Genomic DNA, 18,460 nt, shown 5'->3' with positions numbered 1-18,460 from the left:
GTATTTTGTTCAACAGCGCATCGGCAACCACCTTACTACCTTTCCTTGCTTCCGCATTACAAGTCCGCTGCGCACCAGCACAAGAACTAACACGCCTTTAGCCAGCGTCTCTGATATCCAGGGTGAGTAGAGGTAAGTACCAAGCTGCAGAGCCGCAATATTATGTATCCAGCGCAACAGCAGGCTTGCGATAAACGGTCAAATAGCGCGCCCACTGGCATCAGCGTTTGCTTAATAAACCTAAAAAACCTTGCCTAATAATGAAAGAAATTCCCCTTGCATGCGCGGTAGTCTGAACACTCATTCCCCGACTGTATCTGGAGGTGCTGATGACGGCCGACCAAACCTTTCTGAACAACCTGCTTCTCGAGTTGGGTAACACTTGGCAACTGGACTGCTTAGAGCTTGATAACTTTGGACGTTGTGCACTGCTGACTGAAGAAGGCATCGAGCTGGCAATCGATATGGCAGCGGGAAGCAACCACCTTCAGTTTCTTGCAGAATTAGGGGCTCTGTCGGAGGTGCAGAGAGAGCGTCACCTGACCCGTCTTCTTAAGCACAACTTTGAAAATCCCGTCTTGCGTCAGGCACACTACGCCCTGAGTCCGCAAGGCGATCAGGTTCTGCTGCGCTACCAGCACCCGATTGAAGGGTTGGAGCTGGAACTACTGGCGAACCTGCTTGGCAACTTTATTACCACAGCGACTGATGCCAGAAACGCTCTTCAAGCCCCTTTAAAGGAAGAGGCTAAAGCACCTTCTCTGTTTTGCGACGCGCACCTGTTAAAAGGTTAAGGAGTCATTATGCCGGTAACTAAACTTCTCAACACCTTGTTTAAAGGTGTCTCTCAGGTACACCAGAGTGCACCGAAACAGGCGCCGAAACTGGAAAAATCTAAATCAGAACTTCCGGGGGCTGCGCATTCAACACAGAGTATGAGTGAGCCGCTAAGCCAGAACCCTGTAGGTTTGCAGAGTGCGCCTCGCATCCATGATGAGGATCTCACGCCACTTGCCAAAGCTTTTAGCAGCGCACTGCAACAATACGTAGACAATAAACCGGAGAAGCATGGCGAGTTTCTGCGCGGATATTGTGAGATGGAAGAGATCAAGGGACGGATCACCATAGATGATCAGGAAAAAGTCAGGGTCATCAGACTGCCCCGCTCGCCGCAAAAACTGGCAGAAATGTTTAACCTGATGCTAGAAGGTCACTCAAGGTTCGGCTCTATGTATAAAGCGTTAACCCGACCTTTAGAGAGCAAAGACAATATTCTGGGCTCGTACCTGCGCCTTTCTCACGGCAAGGTAAAAGCCGCTAAAACACTGCCTGCCGAAGCGGTGACTAAAGCGGAGCAGACAACCAAAGCTAAGCCTCAGGAAACAAAAGCTGAAGCAGCGCCAAAAAACGCGCCGGCTCCTGCTGTCGAGCCACCGAAAACTGAGATTAAATTTACTTCCAGTGAACGTAATATGATCTCAGACGGTATCAACCAGATACTGTCCGACTACCTGCTCACTGGCAAGAAAGCGGCCTCACACCAGGAGAAACTGAAAACGCAACTGGAAAGCGGCGATCCCATGCTCAGCCGTTTCTTAAATGTGGCAAACGGCGAAATGAAGCTGAGTTGTCCTAAAGATCGCCAGGAGTTGAAAGGATTTCTCGAAGCGCTGCTTAAAGGTCACCGGGGCTTTGATACCCGTTTTTCTGCTGGCTCAAGCAGCCTGGTAAATCTGGTCAAAAAAGCGGTGCAGAGTGAAACTGGCGCACTGCGCCACTACCTGAAGTGGGACAGCAGCAACCGGCTGACAACTCGCGCGCCGAGTGATGAGGCGATTAAAGCCGCAGAAAAGGCCGAACAACAAAAGCTTCTGATACTTGAGAGACGTGAAAAAGCCGCGCTGACCAAAGAGATCAAACTCTCTCGGGATCAACAGCCCGCTTTGATGGCTCGGGTTAAACTCGCCCGTCATCTGCAGGCGCACGCCAGAACAAATTGGCCGGAGCTAGAGTTCCGCTCGGTCCCTATAACCAGAATGACCAGCGCCCCGCTGCACGGTGACGAATCACTAACGCAACTGCGGGATATGGTCAAAGCTGTCAGCGGAGAAAACCGCGGTCTTGCCGGAGAGATAGAACTCAACCTAGAGCAGTTGCCGATAACAGCAGAGATCAGAGAGAAAGGCCTTCCGGTTACCCGGCTTCCTGTAAAGCAGGCGCTGACAGAACTTAGAGATAAAGTCACCAACATGGAGAAGGCTTCTTCAAACTGGTTCACCCGGTTGCTGTTTAAACCACAGCATCAGGCGCTGAACGAGATCAAAGGTCGCCTGAACGAGCTGGATAATCTGCGTCAGCAGCTCACCGAGTATTGGCCCGGAATGCCTAATCAGATCTGGTTTAGCAGCTTTGTGGCCAGAGAGGTAGAAAGGCTGAGTGATAAAATCATCCCAGAGCGTACGTTTGGTCCTATCCACCTGACCACACCCGAGCATAAAGCGTGGCAGGCTGTTAAGGCTGAGATGCTCACTAAGTAACTGAACCCCCTTGAGCGTGTTGAACTTTATATGGTCAGCACGCTCTACCTCTTCTTTCTAGCTCGGGCAACCTTCCCGAAATCTATACCCAGGTCACTTTCGCTGAACCATACACTCGGCTTTTCCAATACATTCACTGCCCCTTGGTGCAGCACCAGTACTGTGTTGATGAGCTTTAACAATCCAGCCATCAGCACCCCCTCTCGTAATCTGAATTCTTGGCTAATTCATTGAATAAGCAGGTTAAAACAACGTTGTTGGACCAGTGATTGGAGTGACGATAAACAGCGCTCCACTCACTAAACGCTGCAGATAAATCATGCTAGGGAATGCCTGTGTGAAGTCGGTATAGTCTTCGAAGGTCATTCTATGTTTGGGCTTGTTGTATACACGGTCGGTGCTCTTCATAAGCTGAAGTGGTTTTCCCCACCGCTTATCAGTTACATTAGTCTAGGCATGATTTGGAGTGTTTTTTGCTCATGATACCTCCTTACCATGCAGCTCAAAAAAACATCATGAAAGAACAACACACTTTAGGTGTACAGGGAAGGAACAAGGAAAAATCATGATTAAACAAGTGGGTAGTACGACAATTCAGCCTTTGCATAAGCTTTCTTGTCATTGTGGAAAAGTGCAAATCGAACTGTCATTACCGAATGGAATCGAGAAGCCTCGACGCTGTGATTGTTCCATGTGCCGACGTCGCGGTGCGATTGTAGCATCGGTACCGTTGAACGGAATTCGTATCACTCAAGGTGAGGAAGTACTCAAGATTTATCAGTTTAATACCAACACAGCTAAGCATTTCTTCTGTGGAGAATGTGGCATCTACACTCACCATCAGCGCCGCTCTAATCCGAGTGAATATGGCTATAACGTTGGCTGCTTAGAGGGCGTAAATCCGTATGAACTGGGAGAGATAGAGGTGATGGATGGCGTGAACCATCCATCAGACCGATAAGAATTATTCCGATGGATTAAGGCAGTTTAAGTGAACAAGCTGCCATTCATCCAAAGGTGCGCGGCAATACTCGCTGCGTACCCAAGAGCAATCACTGGTGCCCATTTGAGATGACCAAAGAAAGTATATTGCCCCCTCGCAGCGCCCATGAGAGCTACGCCAGCAGCAGAACCAATCGACAGTAAGCTACCGCCAACGCCTGCTGTTAGTGTCACCAACAACCAGTTACCCATCGACATGCTTGGGTCCATCGTTAACACAGCAAACATCACTGGAATGTTATCGACAATGGCAGAAAGTATCCCCACCATGACGTTCGCCCAAATTGGATTCCACTCGGTGTACATCACGTTGGAAACCAGTTCGAGATAGCCAAGCAAACTCAAACCGCCAACACACATCACTACGCCGTAGAAGAACAATAAGGTGTCCCACTCGGCGCGAGACACACGATGGAAGACATCAAATGGTACAACAGAACCCAGACGTTTCAGTGCGTAGTCATCCCCGTTGGCAATCGCCATTGCGGCTTTTTTGGCAAGAGAATGTTTGAGTGTTTTTCGCAGGAAGTAGCCAAAAAATTGCAGATAAGCGAGTCCCATCATCATGCCGACCACTGGAGGGAAGTGTAAAACGGCGTGGAAGGAAACCGCTGTTGCAATGGTCAGGATAAACAAGCCAACGATACGTCTTGCACCACGTTTCAGTTCGATGTGCTCATGAACCGTATCTGGCTTTGTGTTTGGTACAAACAACGACATGATGAATGCAGGTATGACGTAGTTGATTAGAGAAGGTACAAACAACGGCATAAACTCAGCAAAGCTGACGTGTCCTGCCTGCCAAACCATCAGAGTCGTAATATCGCCAAATGGGCTGAATGCGCCGCCAGCGTTTGCGGCAATGACGATGTTAATACAGGCAAGATTGACAAATCTTGGGTTGTCGCCAGAAACTTTCATCACTACTGCACACATTAATAGCGCTGTGGTCAAGTTATCGGCAATAGGAGAAATCACAAATGCAAGACTACCTGTGAGCCAAAATAACTTTTTGAAATCAAAACCTTTGCCAACCATCCACGCTTGCAGTGCATCAAACAGTCTGCGTTCTTCCATCGCATTGATGTAGGTCATCGCCACTAATAGGAACAATAAAAGTTCAGCGTATTCCAAAAGGTTGTGTTCCAGTGCGGCTTTAGCAACGTCAGCTTGGTTGTGTTGGGCAAAGGTATAGCCAATTAAAATCCAGATTAATCCCGCGGCGAGCAGTACAGGCTTGGATTTTCGCATTTGTAGGTATTCTTCCAGCATTACCAGAATGTAGGCAATGGTGAAGAAAATCAGTGCGGCATAGCCGACGGTGGAATTGACGAGGTTAAGTTCACTGGTCGCAGCTGCAAACGTGGAGCTAGAAAATATCAAACAGCAAAACGCGACAATTGGGTAGATTGGCATAGACATTTCTCCTTGTCTGACTGGAGAAATTTTAGCCACATATTAATAGGTTAAGTGTGAGTAAGCTCGAATTAACGGTAGGAGTTTTGAATTGATGTAGCTTGCGCCACTACTTTCTGAGTGACGCAATGCTCGCCGCGCCAAATAGGATTACTGCAGCGTATAAACCATAGGTTAACCAATGGCTAATTTCTAAAAAAGGAACGAGTCCCTGACCTGCCCACATACCGCCTCCGTTTAATGAGCATTTTGTTGATGTCGGATAAATCTAAAGTAAATGAACAATGTTTTTTGTGAGTGAAAGCAAATTACAAAGTATTAGAAATGATAATTTTGGTGAGTGAGAGAGAGCTCTCATTTTTATAAAGTCTGCACTAGCCAAAAAGTGGTAGTGCAGACCATACATAGTGCTGAATGGATTTAGCGCAGTAATAGTTTTTTCAGCGGCGTAGCTTCAATGCCTTTTACAAGCAGCAGGGTTACCACAATGGTTGCTGGGTAAATAAAGGCGTCTTTAGCTAAGTTTTCTAGCCCTAATATACCTGCCACGTTCATCATGATGATGATCACCAGCAAATGACTCACGTAGATACCTAAAATGCTCGGTGACCACTTAAACACCCATGGCATATTGCCAAAGTTTGGATGGGCAAGAAGCCACATGAATACGCCTAAAGACCAGATCACAGTGCCAAATAAGAAGTCGTGTGAATTAAAAGCGATCTCGTCGTTCATCAAATAATAGGCTTCGGCAAAGTGCAGTGCCATACCAACCAAAATCAAGCGAATGGTGTTATTACGAGACCATTGCCACTGGTGTTGTCTCGCTAAGTAACCAAGCACAACCAACAATGTGCTGAAGAACGGACCATTGCGAGTAAAGAAGGGCGCTGGTAGCTCAGTCAGTGTGATGTAACTGCCTGCGAGTACCCCATAGACGTACAACAATATTGCCGTCGGGAGCAGCAACTGCGCCATGCCAACGCGAACCAGCAATGCAATGATAGCGACGGCAATCACAAGTGCAGGAATGAACCACAAATGAACTAAGCCGCCTTCTAACAGCGAGTTAATTGGGTTCGACATCAGGTAGCCCAAATAGCCTTGTCGCTCAGTGAGATAGCTTGCCTCCGCAACCACTTGCCAACGGAACGGCATTAACAGACAAATCGCACTCCAAACCAGCCATATCTTAAGCAAGGGCTTAGCGTAGTTTTTCAGTGTTTCAACGGGATTTGCGCTGAGTTTAGGCTGGATTAGATAACCGGAGATGAGGAAAAACAGTGGTACAGCAAAGCGAGCCAATTGGTTAAGCATATACCCAACCCAAGGTACCTCATCCCATTGCCAGTACGTGAGTGCCATTTGACAGTGAAGCCCAACGACCGCGAACATTGCGATGATGCGGGCGAACTCTAAACTGGCAATTTTCTTTGTGGTTGCCATAAATACTTACCTAAAAAAGTGAAAAATCGCTGAGAAATTAACAGCTAATAGCTTGCTCATCGCGGTAAAAAATCAACTCATGTGCAATTGATAGTAACCAGTTTGTGAAATTCAGACCCATCTCAAATTTCGAAAATTCGTATTCATTGAGTTGCTCAATGTATTGCGATCGTGAGTGTGTCAGAGGGTATACATTGGTTTGACCAGTAAACTTTAGATTGTAAAAAAGTACGACCGTGCTAAAAATGTATTTATGAAAAAAGGAAAAGTAACCAAAGAGCTGATATTGCAGCGTGCATTCCAACTGGCGAGTGAAAACGGGTTGGAAAGTCTCACTATAGGTGAGTTGGCGAAGCAGTGTGGCATGTCGAAAAGTGGCTTGTTTGCTCACTTCAATTCCAAGTTGAACCTTCAACTATCGGTGTTGGAGTTTGCCAATCAAGTATTCGCAGAGCGGGTTATTGCGCCTGCGCGTGAGTTGGGTGACAGCAATATCGAACGTAAAGTACGTGGTCTGTTGGACACTTGGATGACGTGGAATCACTCTTTTCAAGGTAGCTGTATGTTCCTTGATGCTTGGAACGACACTGCAGAAGAAGGCTGTGCGTTGCAAGCTGCATTACGTAAATCGATTGATACTTGGCTGAATTATCTTGAAATTCAAATCAAGAAAGGCAAAGAGAACCAAGAGTTTGTCGCCGATTTAGATACGCGACAAGCGACCTTTGATTTATACGGGCAGTATTTAAGTGCGCACGTGTTTTATTCGATTAAAGGGCAAGAAGAGAGCCAGAGATTGTTTTGGCAAGGCATCGATAATTTATTTATTCGATGGAAGCGCTAGCCCCGCGGTAGCGGGCATAGTACGAGATTCATAATGAAGAGCGACATAGAGCGCTCTTTCTTATCAGTGTAAAAAGCACGACCGTTCTATTTTGTGCAAAGCTGATAGTTAAGGAAAAGATCATGAGTGAGAAAATCTACTTCAATACTTCGCAGCGCTTCAGTGTTAAGCGTAGCTTGGTCAACATCAGTACGCGTTTGCACCATACGTTGGCACCGTCACATGCAAAAAAGACCGCGCGTAAGCTGTTGCTTACCCCAGCACGTACTCAGCCTAAAAATACAGAGCCACAGGGACTGATTAAAAGTGAAGTACAAGGTCATGCTGGTGCAATCAAAACTTATCAGCTTGGTAATGGTCCGGTATGGGTGCTGACTCACGGTTGGTCGGGGACAGCAAGTCAGTTCTATCCGTTGATGGAGCACATCGCCGCATCGGGTTACACCGCTTTGGCTTACGATCACCCTGCTCATGGTGAAAGTGATGGTCAGTATGGGCATATCCCGGGGTTTGTTCGTGGTCTAGAGGACGTGTTGGATTCTGTTGATGATGTTGCAGGTTTGGTGGGGCACAGTATGGGTACTGCGTCGGCGTTAGAATGTCGTCACAGCAAATTAGAAAACAAGCCATTGCTGTTGATTGCGCCTGTGCTTAACTACGTAGAAAACTTGTTTGGCAGCATTGCGCGTTCGGGTTATTCAATGAAGCTATTCAAAGCCGTGGTTTCGGAAGTGGAAGAGCAGTTTGGTTACCCATTGCAATCCATTGACCCTGAAAAGCGTCTCGCTGAGCGAAAAGCAAAAACTATCATTGTTCATGATGAACAAGACAAATTCACCAAACACGGTGTATCTGCGAAAGCTGCTAATGAGATTGAGCGAGTCGAATTGGTGACGACGCAAGGGCAGGGTCATGGTCGCGTCATGAAGTGTGATGAGGTATTCCAGAGCTTTGACCGTTTAGTTGACGCTCGTTGATCGTAGCGATGGCGCTTGTGAATCAAAATCTAGAATAACAAAAGGACAGCTGATGCTGTCCTTTTCTATTTTACAATTTTGATAGCGGTAGGTGCTGAATAACAACACCTTAGCAGTGTTTAGTTACAGTTAGCTGGACCAACTTCTTTCCAAACACCCCATTCGCCAGACTTGCTAGGATCTTGACCTTGAGTCCACCATTTCGCTTCCCAAGTTTTACCTGCGTAAGTCACTTGATCACCACCAGTGTAAACTGCCGTTGCATCCCATGCGTTAGTACAAGTACCACCGCCTGTGCTGTGCTTCGCTACAACAACGGTTGCACTTGCAGTTGATACTGCTTGACCATCACTTACGCTTACTGTGAAGCTTAAGCTTGTGTCTTGTGGGTATTCTGCTGCTGTGAACGTTACTTTCGCACCGTTGACCGTAGCATTTAGACCTTGTGGTAGCGTCCAATCGAACGTTAGTGTGTCGTTGTCAGCATCGCTAGAAGCTGAAGCATCAATCACAACCACGTCACCAGCGCTTGCCATTGCTGGTGCAGAAACCTGTGCAACTGGCGCTGTGTTTGGTGGATCAATCACGCCTGCTGGCTTAACGGTGACTACAACAAGATCAGAAGCCGTTGCGCCTTCGTTATCTGTTACGGTCAGCTTAAACGTTAGTTGCTCTTCAGCTGCGACTTCTACCGCATCAAAGCTTGCTGTTGCTGTGTTCGCGCCAGATAGAACGACTGCAGTACCTGATACTTGCTCCCAAGCGTAACTTGCGATTGTACCGTCAGAGTCAGTTGAGTTGCTGCCATCAAGCACAACGCTTGCAGGACCTGTTACTGCTTGGTCTGCGCCTGCTGCTGCCGTTGGTTTACGGTTTGGTGGGGTAACGACGCCGCCAGCCATACCTTCGTGCATTGCATTAAGGATGTCGCCGTTATCTGCATCAATCTCCCAAGAGAATAGACCTGCTAGACCTAGAGATTTTGCGTAGTTGCCTTTCGCTAACACAGAACGATGATCGTCAAATGTGATTAGCTCACCAGTCGAACGGTTCCACACCCAAGGTGCTTCTGCTTGCGCATCATAGCCGTATTCAAAGCCGTTGATGCCAGTGTTGTTCGCACCTAGCATAAATGACTTAATACCTTTGTAGTCGATTACGCCATCTTCCCAAACACCTTGAGCTGTGCTGCCTTTCAGTTTGCCTGTTGCAGTACCGGTCATTGGGTCATTTGGATCTGTTAGCGTATCAGGTGTTACACCTTCCCAACCACGACCATACATCGCTGTACCAAGAACCAGTTTATTTGCAGGAACACCTTGCGCTAGAAGAAGCTGGATACCGTTATCTGCAGTGTATGCTGGACCTTTGTACGGTTCGCCGTTTTCATCCACGCCGCTGCCATCACACTGACCAGGACGCATGAATGAGCCACAGTAAAGAGCAGTTTGGTGACCAGGAACGTTGTTCCAGCCGCCGTAGAAGTCGTAAGTCATCGCAAAGATGTAGTCCATGTACTGAACCGCGTCTGCGTAATCTACGTCTTCAATCTTGTCGTAACCAACACCGATTGCTGAAGTTAGCTCGTAAGTACGACCTGTTTCTGCTTCAAGTTCATCTAGCATTACACGTAGTTCACGCATCAATGCAATGTATGCAGGACCATCGTTTACAGGATCACCCTTATCTGCTGCAGCGCCGCCGCCGCCAGGGAATTCCCAGTCAATATCTACGCCGTCGTAAAATTTCCAAGTTTTCAGGAATTTCTTAACTGACGCGACAAACGTGTCACGATTCTTCTTATCAACGAAGTCGTAGAATGGGTCAGAAAGTGTCCAACCACCGATAGATGGGATAATTTTTAGATCCGGGTTACGTTGTTTCAACGCCATTAGCATTGCGTAGTTACCCTTGATTGGCGTGCTGTATTCATGACCTGCTTGAGGGAAGCTCTTCTGATAAGCAGCCCACGGGTCATGGATAACCACTTCGTAATCATTCACACCACGACATGCCGTTTGCAGTGCATTAAAGCTGTTACCACCAACTGATTTTACTGATTCGTTTGGACCACAAATTGGGATAAAGCCGTAAAGGATGTGAGTTAGGTTATCAACTGGCATGTTGTCGACAGTGTAATCACGACCGTAGATGCCCCATTCAACAAAATAAGTACCCATCACGATACTTGGATCGGTGTTGTAGTTCTTGTTGTTCGGATCAACATTCATCGTCAGAGGCTTCAAGTGTGAGCCGTCTGTATCTGCAATGGTAATTTCTACCGGAGCGCTTTTAGAACAACCTGTTGCGTCACACGCTTCGATTTCCATTTGGTACAAGCCGCCTTGACCATATTCAAATGAAGCCGTGGTTTGACTGCCAGTGATAGCGCCTGTTGCCACTTTTACACCGTCAAAGTAGACGTTGTAAGTGTCGCCAGATGTGCCACTCCACTGGTTAAATTTCACTTTGATCTTAGCCAGTTCATGGTATTTGACCATGTCGTTGTAGCCAGATGTGGTTTCCATTGCCAATTCAATTTTAGAAAATTGAAGGTTATTGGAACCGTACATATCGATACTTGGTGCGGTTGGAGCCGCGTTTGCAGCGCCAGATAGTGCTAGGGCAACCCCAGCTGCACATAGGTTAAATCGAATCATAACTTCTCTCTCAATCCTTGAATTCATGCTCGTTTAGGAACATAAGCTGCTCTTGCGACAGAAAAGACAATCAATTCACACACTGTGCAAAAGCATCCCTTTGAGCATTTCAGAGGCTTATTTTTTTTCAAAAAAAAATAAATCAAGATTCGACCGTGTTACACAAAACTCACTACAAGAAACATAGTTTTGCATAGAAAATACAATATTGAGCCAAGATTTTATAAATATTTTGCATGTATTTAATTAATCGCTTACTCAGTCCGTAGGGGTTATTTTGCGAGTGAAATTAAACTTTTCTGATGAAACAGAAAGAGTTACGACATAGAGGTAGCGTTGAAAAGGAGGTTATTTGCGACTGAAGTGTTCGCTCAACGCTGCTCTGCGTTTGGAAGCTGCGCCAGTTTCTGAGCCCTGAACCGTGTGTTCGAAGCCTTTTAGGATAAAGCGTTGGTCAGGGAGTCGAGGTTCAATGCGTCGTATCTGTGGAGAGAGATGAGACCCTGAGATTTGGTACTCAGTTTTGCCAAGCCCGGTGTTCAGTGTGACGACTTTGCCATCAAACTCGAATTGAGTGGCGATAAGGCGATGGTTGCGAAAGACACCTTCGGGTGTAAAAGAAAGCTGTTCGGTTTGATAAGGTGGCGCACCGATCTCTATCCATTCACCGTAGATTTTGTTTGGGTCGATGTAATCTAAGTAAGATGCGTACAACTGGTAACCAAGCACACTAATCAACGAGCAACCTAAAACAGCAAAGCCCCCTTTAATGATTTTGAACTGATGACGAGCCCAAAATGAGGGTTGCGGTTCTGGCTTCTGTTTCCTTTTCCTGCGCGCAGTGGTGGTCATGATTCCTACTTACCTTCCTTTTTTATTATGGTGAGAAGCTTGAGCTACAAAAACAAACAATCTAGCTTTTGAGACGGTGAAACTATGATCTGATGTCCACTTTTACATTCCGAAACATAGTTATTGAGAATTTGCTCTTTCAACAAAGACCCATTTAGAGACTTGAGTCGTAAACCGAAACAGGGTAAAAAAGAGCTGATTTTTGATAAGGAAACCAATAATGAGTATTAAGGAAAACAGTTATTTTGCTGGTGGCGTAAAGTCACTAGGTTTTAGTCAACAAGGGCAGGATGTCAGTGTTGGCGTAATGCTACCAGGTGAATACACGTTCGGCACACAAGCGCCGGAGCGTATGAGTGTTGTTAAAGGTGCGTTGATCGTAAAGAAAGCGGGTGAAGTGGATTGGGTCACCTACAATAGTGGTGAGTTCTTCGAAGTTGAAGGTAATTCATCATTCGAACTGCAAGTGAAAGACGCGACCGCGTACTTATGTGAGTACCTCTAAGCACTAAATAGAATTGAGATAAAAGCCACCTTTTGGGTGGCTTTTTTCATGCATGTTGTTCAGATACAAACGTTTTTTAACAACAAACTGATAACTTTGTATATACTTAATACAGGTGCAACCATCAACAAGGAGGAAGTGATGGCAGTACAACCTAAACATTCTGATCTCCCTCCTCGCTTTGAGGCGACGGAATTTACGACAGAGCAAAGGCACCGTTTCACGAAAGTTGCGAATGCGGCACAAAAGCGTCGTGCTTTCTATAAACGAGCGATTGAAAACAGTCTGGTCGGAAAAATTAAGGAACGGGCACTGAAACCCGTTATTCGTCCTAGAGAGGATAAACCAAGTAAAACACGCCAAGTGATTTGGTTGATTACGTTTTTGCTCGGCGGTTTATGGGCGATGTACATGTTTGCTTAACATGTGTGATAACGACCATTTGCACTTGCTATGATGCTAAGCAATTGGTCGTTATAAACTGGCATCGCGTTGTAACGAGGTCACATTTTCACTTCCCATTGCGCCAACAAGCGAATGTCTTTGATGGCGTAACTCTTCTGCATGCGAGCAATGCTCATAATAGGCGTACTGGTTTTTACCCGTGTGCTTTGCCGCGTACATGGCTTTATCCGCACAACGAGTCAGCTCAGATAGGTCATTCGCATCCTGATGATAGATGGCAACGCCAATGCTCATTGTAAGCTCATTAATCGTGTCTTCCGATTGATAGCCAGTTTTAAATAGATTGACGATGCGATCCATGATGGTGTCTAAGTCCTTTTTACAGCGCACATCGTAGAGCATGAGTACAAACTCATCACCCGCAAAGCGAGCGATCGAATAATCGTGTTTGTCTGTCTTTCGGTCTTTGTTGCGAATGTTGTTTTTCAAGCGTGTCGCGAAGTGTTTTAGTACGCGGTCACCCACATCATGACCATAGTTATCATTGATGTGTTTGAAGTTATCAATATCAAGGAAGACCAATGCGGTAACCGTATTACTATGGGTTTGATCTAGCTCCTCTAGCTTGGCGCGAGCCCAAGTTTCAAAACTCCAGCGATTCGCTAAGCCTGTCAATTGATCGAGATAAGCGAGTTCTTCAATCCCTTCTCGATAGAGAGTTTGGATGTAATTAACCACTTTTGAGTAGTAATAAGAAAACGTATGGCACACAAAGCAGATCGCCACTAAGGTGAACATAAAGCGACGCTCAGTCATTTCACTTGCAGTGGGAACACTTTCTAGAAAAGTTAAACCAAAAAAAATGATGAGTGTGTAACTGACACTGAATAGTAAGCCGACCTTAAATTCATTAATTAGAATAATGGCAGCCACAATGGGGTAGAGCCAAAGCAACCTGCCGGATGGCGCGTCGTTATAGAGCAGCAGTAGTAAACCATCGAACATCAATACCGCGGTGAGCAGTAAATCTGCGTATTGATGATGCCCACGTACTTTAATTAAATAACTGATGGCTAAACATGCCACAGCACACAGACCAATTAAAAAGCTAAGCCCCCAGTTCCCTTCAAAGTAATGCAGCACAGAGCCATAGGCTAAAAATGCCGTCGCAATGCTGGAACAGAGAAATACAATCTTCTTTTTTCTTGTCGATCGGATATCCGCCATTTCCTCTAGGCGTGCTCCGGCCAATTTCGACATTGTGTATCCCTACTTTAGAATTATTTAATGCCTATTCTAGGTGGTAATTTAGTACTACATGGAATAGCAATACGTTTAATTGTGATATGAATCATGTTTGGCATGAATGTGAGTTATTGAATTTGTAAGAAATTTACGACCTGTGAAAGTTTTCAGGATTATGAAAACTTTCAAAAAACCAAGTATGAATTGCGCTTATTTTGAACAAATTAACGTGATTATTCTTAAACATTTCTGTGAAATGAAAGCGATTTCAAAATATGAATGACAAATTAGAATCTAATAACATTATGATTTTAATTAACAAAATACGGCGCTAGTTTCATGCGTTGTTTCATGTCATTTCGAGTGCTTGTGCCATGTGAAGCAGTAGCGACTTTTCAAACGTTTCATTCCTTAAGATCCCTATTGAAATAATTACACCTACAAAAACTTAGGGAAATCACATGAAAAACTTAAAGGTTTTACCTCTCACTCTTGCAGTGGCCACTTCGCTTGCTTCTCTTTCTACTTTTGCTGCCGATTCTGATGTAGAAGCTTTGGAAAAACGTATTCAAGAACTGGAGAAACGCATTGACCCAACTTATGTCGATGACCAACAACCAGCGGTATTAACGCCGGACATTGAGATTCCTTATGGCGTTGTGTTCTCTGGTTATGCTCGTTACGGTGCTCACTACCAAGGGGGCGACCAAAAGTACGTGATGGTTGATGGCTCTTTTAACGGCTCATCCGCTATTGGTCGATTAGGTAACGAAGGCAATGGCGGTGAATTCCAGTTAGCTAAAGCATTTAAGAATGACAGTGGCGCAATCTGGGATGTTGTGGTGATGTTCGATCACTGGGGTGACGAAGTGAACCTGAAAAAGGCTTATGCAGGCGTTACGAATGTACTAGAGAGTCAGCCGAACGCTTACATTTGGGCTGGTCGTGATTTCCATCAGCGTCCACAACAGGGCATCAACGATTACTTTTGGATGATGCACGATGGTCAAGGTGGCGGTATCAACAACCTTGAGCTTGGTTCCGTCAAACTTGACCTTGGTGTGGTTGCTTCGGTTGAAAGCTGTAACCCGGAAATCACTCCGGGATCAAACCCTTCAATCTCTTGTACTGGTGGCTCTGGAACGGGTGATAGCGGTGCGTATGCATTCACATCTAAACTGCACGGCATTGATATGGGCTTTGCTGATTTAGAGCTTTACGCGAACTATGGTTTTGATTCAGAAGCAATTGAGAGCTCAGAACACATTGATGCTTACCAGCTGGGTGCGGTGATTTCTCGTGCACACGACAGCGGATCAAACCGTTTAGTGTTGCGTTATTCTGATAACGCTGACAACGGCGTATTCTGGAAAACAGAAGACTTAACAACTATTTACGCAAGCTTTGAAGGTAATGCAAACCTTGGTGAAAACGCTGCGGTTGAATACCTATTGGCATACCACGATTACTCAATTGACGGTTCAAACAAGCTTGAAGATGAGCGTACTAACTACAGTGCTATCGTCCGTCCTATGTACTTCTGGAATGATGTTCACTCAACTTGGCTAGAAGCGGGTTACCAAATGGTTGATTACGCACGTGCCGATGATGACAACACAGGCTGGAAAGTGACGCTATCGCAAAATATCTCGTTTGATTGGGGCGCTGGCGCTCGTCCGATGCTCCGCTTCTACGCGACGGCAGGTGAGGTCGACAACAAAGCAACCAACAATGACCCTAAGCAAGACACATTTAGCGTAGGTGCTATGTGGGAAGCTTGGTGGTAAACCGAGTCTAATTAATTACTGTCCATGTAACAGTGGTAGGTACTGAAGGCAGATTTATTAGGTCTCTACCACTGATTTATTTCTTAACTCTCTCTATTTAGTCATGGCGTTCATTGCAGCCAGTGAACACCGTACAGTCCATTATTGACCCTATTTTGAGCCGCATTTGCGGCTCTTTTTTTGTTTCTATGCTTTAAAAACTGCGCAGAGATCTTTATTAAAGAGTTGTGAAATCAATGCCTTTATTGAATCTCATTTGAGCGTGAAATGACCGTTTCATGAAACAGTTTCATGGCGTGAAAGGAAACTGCCTACCGCTTCATTTTTTCCGATATTGCCCGAATCTAAAGGGATTTCGGTGTGATTTCTCTCACGATAACACCCTAGTGGATAAGAAATACTAGCTGCCATGAAAGCGGTTTCGAGAAATGCATCTCGAAGCAAAATTGAATCTTGATGCTCAGGTGGAAGAGGTTTCTTGTGGCGACGATTAAAGATGTATCTGAATACGCAGGGGTTTCTCAGGCAACGGTTTCTCGTGTGATCAATGGCACTAGCCGTGTAAGTCACGATAAGAAGCTGAAAGTCGAGAAAGCGATTCAAGAACTTGGCTATCGTCCAAACTCAATCGCTCAGGCTTTGGCGTCTAGTCGCACTGGCAGTATTGGCATCATCGTGCCAGAGCTTGGTGGTCCATTTTACTCTGGCATTTTGCACAGCATGGAAGAGCGTCTGCGCCGTTTCGGTTACCACGTGGTGGTGACTGCAGGTTCAAACTCTGAGCAAAGCCAGCGTGAGTCAGTGGAATTTCTGCTTGGACGACGCGTGGATGCCATCATTTTGCATGCACAAAACCTGACGGATGATTATTTAATCGATCTTAAAGAAAAAGGCATTCCGGTGGTACTAGTGAATCGCTTTATTCCAGAAATGGCGCAATGCTGTATTGAGATCGATAACGAATTTGGTGGTCAGTTGGCGACCGAATACTTGTTGCGAATGGGGCATCGCAACATAGCGTGTATCACCGGTCCTCTGGACAAATCTGACGCACGGGGGCGTCTACAAGGTTACCGCAAGGCTCTTGAAGAAGCGGGAATCGAGTATGACGAAGCGTTGGTGTCCGAGGCCGGTTTTACCGAAGAATCAGGGGAAAGCGCAATGCGTAAACTGTTGAAGCGCGATTGTCATTTTACTGCTGTATTTGCGTGTAATGATCATATGGCGTTTGGTGCTTACGAAGTGCTGAAAGCCAATGGTGTCAACGTTCCGGAGCAAATCTCTTTGGTGGGGTTTGATGACATTTTATTTGCACGTTACCTCACGCCAGCCCTAACCACAGTTAACTTCCCTATTGAGCAAATGAGCGCTGAAGCTGTCCAGCTCGTGATTCAAATTCTCAATAAAAATAAACGAGATGTGAACTTCAAATTGTCGCCAAGCTTGGTGCCAAGAAGTTCAGTCAAGGAACTGCATACCCTATAAAACGATAATTAAGGACAACAACATGAAACTGAAAACTTTGACGCTTGCCATGACCGCTGCTTTGGGTGTTGCTGCAACGGTAAATGCGGCTGATGAAACCAAAATTCGCTTCGATGGTTTCCCTGATTTTGATAGTAGCTTGAAAGTGCTGCTACCGGATTTCGAGAAGGAAACTGGCATTAAAGTGGATTACCTAATGAATAACCACGGTGACCACCATACCAAGCTGACAACCAACTTGGCGACGGGGTCTGGCGCAGGTGATGTGATTGTTGTTGATGTAGAAAAAATCGGTCCATTTGTGGCGTCTGGCGGCTTAGTTAATCTGTCTGAAAACTATGGTGCAGACAAATACGCAGAAAACTTTGCGCCTTATGCATGGGCACAAGGTAAAGGTGCAGATGGCGATGTGTATGGTATGCCAGTCGATTTAGGTCCGGGTGTGATGTACTACCGCACTGACATTTTTGAAAAAGCGGGCATTGATATCAATGAAGCGATCAAAGATTGGGACTCTTATATTGCGGCGGGTGAAAAGCTGAAGCAACAAAACGTTCAACTGATCGCGTCTGCTGCGGATGTGGCACAAGCGATTATCTTTACCACAGTGCCAGAAGGTGAAGGTCTATACTTCGATAAAGATGGCAACCCAGTCGTGACCTCTGAGCGTTTTGTGCACGCGTTTGAAGTGGCGAAAGAGATTCGTGATAAAGGTTTAGATGGTCGTATTCTTGCGTGGTCAAACGAATGGTACGAAGGCTTCCGTAACGGCACATTTGCTACTCAGCTTTCGGGGGCTTGGCTACTTGGTCACCTAAACAACTGGATTGCTCCTGAGACTGCAGGTAGCTGGGGTGTATCTAACCTTCCTGATGGTATTTACGGTAGTTGGGGTGGCTCATTCCTATCGATTCCAACCCAATCTAAGCATCAAGACGAAGCGTGGAAGCTGATCGAATACATGACAACTCGTCGCGATATTCAGCTTAAACACTTCGAAACTATCGCAGCATTCCCTGCAAACACAACAACTTACGACGACCCTATGTTTGAAGAGAAAGTCGAGTTCCTTGGTGGGCAGCAAGCGCGCTTATTGTTTGCTGAGGTGGCACAAAACATCAAGCCAGTGGCACCAGCAAAAGGCGACCACGTTGCTCGCTCTATCATCCTAGAAAACGCACTGATGGAAGTGCTGGATGAAGGCAAAGACATTGAAACGGCATTGAAAGAAGCGGAACGCATGATTAAGCGCCGCACCCGTAATTTGTAAGCATTTCGCCATTTGGTAAGCAAGGAGGG

At 45.9% G+C, this 18,460-nt stretch carries 16 protein-coding genes; 10 read left to right on the top strand and 6 right to left on the bottom strand.

Annotation, left to right across the window (positions count from 1 at the left end):
* The first annotated feature begins 329 nt into the window (after positions 1–329).
* Entirely contained in the window at positions 330–794 is a 465-nt protein-coding gene (locus NL647_RS08785; protein WP_009696607.1) for a CesT family type III secretion system chaperone, read from the top strand.
* A 9-nt stretch (positions 795–803) separates the two neighbouring features.
* Complete coding sequence (locus NL647_RS08780; protein ID WP_172581209.1) at positions 804–2,537, top strand: hypothetical protein; 1,734 nt, start codon at positions 804–806, stop codon at positions 2,535–2,537.
* A 243-nt stretch (positions 2,538–2,780) separates the two neighbouring features.
* Here NL647_RS08780 and NL647_RS08775 read toward each other — a convergent pair whose 3' ends face one another.
* On the bottom strand, positions 2,781–2,945 hold the full coding sequence (locus tag NL647_RS08775; protein WP_253650007.1) for a hypothetical protein: 165 nt from the start codon (positions 2,943–2,945) through the stop codon (positions 2,781–2,783).
* 157 nt (positions 2,946–3,102) lie between these two features.
* Here NL647_RS08775 and NL647_RS08770 point away from each other — a divergent pair, with 157 nt between their 5' ends.
* Positions 3,103–3,498: a GFA family protein gene (locus NL647_RS08770; RefSeq protein WP_154202984.1), complete on the top strand. Its 396-nt coding sequence runs from the start codon at positions 3,103–3,105 to the stop codon at positions 3,496–3,498.
* 26 nt (positions 3,499–3,524) lie between these two features.
* On the opposite strand, the gene nhaD is transcribed toward NL647_RS08770, so the two are convergent.
* Positions 3,525–4,955 (bottom strand): sodium:proton antiporter NhaD, encoded by a 1,431-nt coding sequence (gene nhaD / locus NL647_RS08765; protein WP_009696610.1) that lies wholly within the window; start codon positions 4,953–4,955, stop codon positions 3,525–3,527.
* 420 nt (positions 4,956–5,375) lie between these two features.
* On the bottom strand, positions 5,376–6,401 hold the full coding sequence (locus NL647_RS08760; RefSeq protein WP_253650006.1) for an acyltransferase: 1,026 nt from the start codon (positions 6,399–6,401) through the stop codon (positions 5,376–5,378).
* 253 nt (positions 6,402–6,654) lie between these two features.
* On the opposite strand from NL647_RS08760, the gene NL647_RS08755 reads away from it, so the two are divergent.
* Together NL647_RS08755 and NL647_RS08750 are read left to right on the top strand one after the other, a co-directional pair.
* The gene (locus tag NL647_RS08755) at positions 6,655–7,245 is read left to right on the top strand and encodes a TetR/AcrR family transcriptional regulator (protein ID WP_005448982.1); all 591 of its coding nucleotides are present in this window, start codon (positions 6,655–6,657) and stop codon (positions 7,243–7,245) included.
* A gap of 122 nt (positions 7,246–7,367) precedes the next feature.
* A complete protein-coding gene (locus tag NL647_RS08750; RefSeq protein ID WP_253650005.1) occupies positions 7,368–8,222 on the top strand; it encodes an alpha/beta fold hydrolase in 855 nt (284 codons plus the stop codon).
* A gap of 119 nt (positions 8,223–8,341) precedes the next feature.
* Here the strand turns inward: NL647_RS08750 and NL647_RS08745 are convergent, their stop codons facing one another.
* Both NL647_RS08745 and NL647_RS08740 read right to left on the bottom strand, forming a co-directional pair.
* The gene (locus NL647_RS08745) at positions 8,342–10,882 is read right to left on the bottom strand and encodes a glycosyl hydrolase family 18 protein (protein WP_253650004.1); all 2,541 of its coding nucleotides are present in this window, start codon (positions 10,880–10,882) and stop codon (positions 8,342–8,344) included.
* A gap of 348 nt (positions 10,883–11,230) precedes the next feature.
* Positions 11,231–11,734: a DUF2850 domain-containing protein gene (locus NL647_RS08740; protein WP_009696613.1), complete on the bottom strand. Its 504-nt coding sequence runs from the start codon at positions 11,732–11,734 to the stop codon at positions 11,231–11,233.
* A gap of 220 nt (positions 11,735–11,954) precedes the next feature.
* Here NL647_RS08740 and NL647_RS08735 point away from each other — a divergent pair, with 220 nt between their 5' ends.
* Positions 11,955–12,239 (top strand): pyrimidine/purine nucleoside phosphorylase, encoded by a 285-nt coding sequence (locus tag NL647_RS08735; RefSeq protein ID WP_005448986.1) that lies wholly within the window; start codon positions 11,955–11,957, stop codon positions 12,237–12,239.
* Between the two features lie 141 nt (positions 12,240–12,380).
* A complete protein-coding gene (locus NL647_RS08730) occupies positions 12,381–12,662 on the top strand; it encodes a hypothetical protein (protein WP_005448987.1) in 282 nt (93 codons plus the stop codon).
* A gap of 51 nt (positions 12,663–12,713) precedes the next feature.
* Here the strand turns inward: NL647_RS08730 and NL647_RS08725 are convergent, their stop codons facing one another.
* Positions 12,714–13,904, bottom strand: coding sequence for a GGDEF domain-containing protein (locus NL647_RS08725; protein ID WP_005448988.1), 1,191 nt, complete (start codon positions 13,902–13,904; stop codon positions 12,714–12,716).
* 446 nt (positions 13,905–14,350) lie between these two features.
* On the opposite strand from NL647_RS08725, the gene NL647_RS08720 reads away from it, so the two are divergent.
* From NL647_RS08720 to NL647_RS08710, 3 genes are all read left to right on the top strand, one after another.
* Positions 14,351–15,676, top strand: coding sequence for a carbohydrate porin (locus tag NL647_RS08720; RefSeq protein WP_005448989.1), 1,326 nt, complete (start codon positions 14,351–14,353; stop codon positions 15,674–15,676).
* A gap of 480 nt (positions 15,677–16,156) precedes the next feature.
* Positions 16,157–17,161 carry a LacI family DNA-binding transcriptional regulator gene (locus NL647_RS08715; RefSeq protein WP_005448990.1) on the top strand — a complete coding sequence of 335 codons (1,005 nt, stop codon included), beginning with the start codon at positions 16,157–16,159 and terminating at the stop codon, positions 17,159–17,161.
* 22 nt (positions 17,162–17,183) lie between these two features.
* Positions 17,184–18,431: an ABC transporter substrate-binding protein gene (locus tag NL647_RS08710; protein ID WP_005448993.1), complete on the top strand. Its 1,248-nt coding sequence runs from the start codon at positions 17,184–17,186 to the stop codon at positions 18,429–18,431.
* The last annotated feature ends 29 nt before the right edge of the window (positions 18,432–18,460 follow it).

The sequence above is a fragment of the Vibrio sp. Y29_XK_CS5 genome, assembly GCF_024181835.1.
Taxonomy (GTDB): Bacteria; Pseudomonadota; Gammaproteobacteria; order Enterobacterales; family Vibrionaceae; genus Vibrio; species Vibrio harveyi.
Note: the sequence above shows the minus strand (reverse complement) of the source record. Positions and strands in the feature narration are given on the sequence as shown.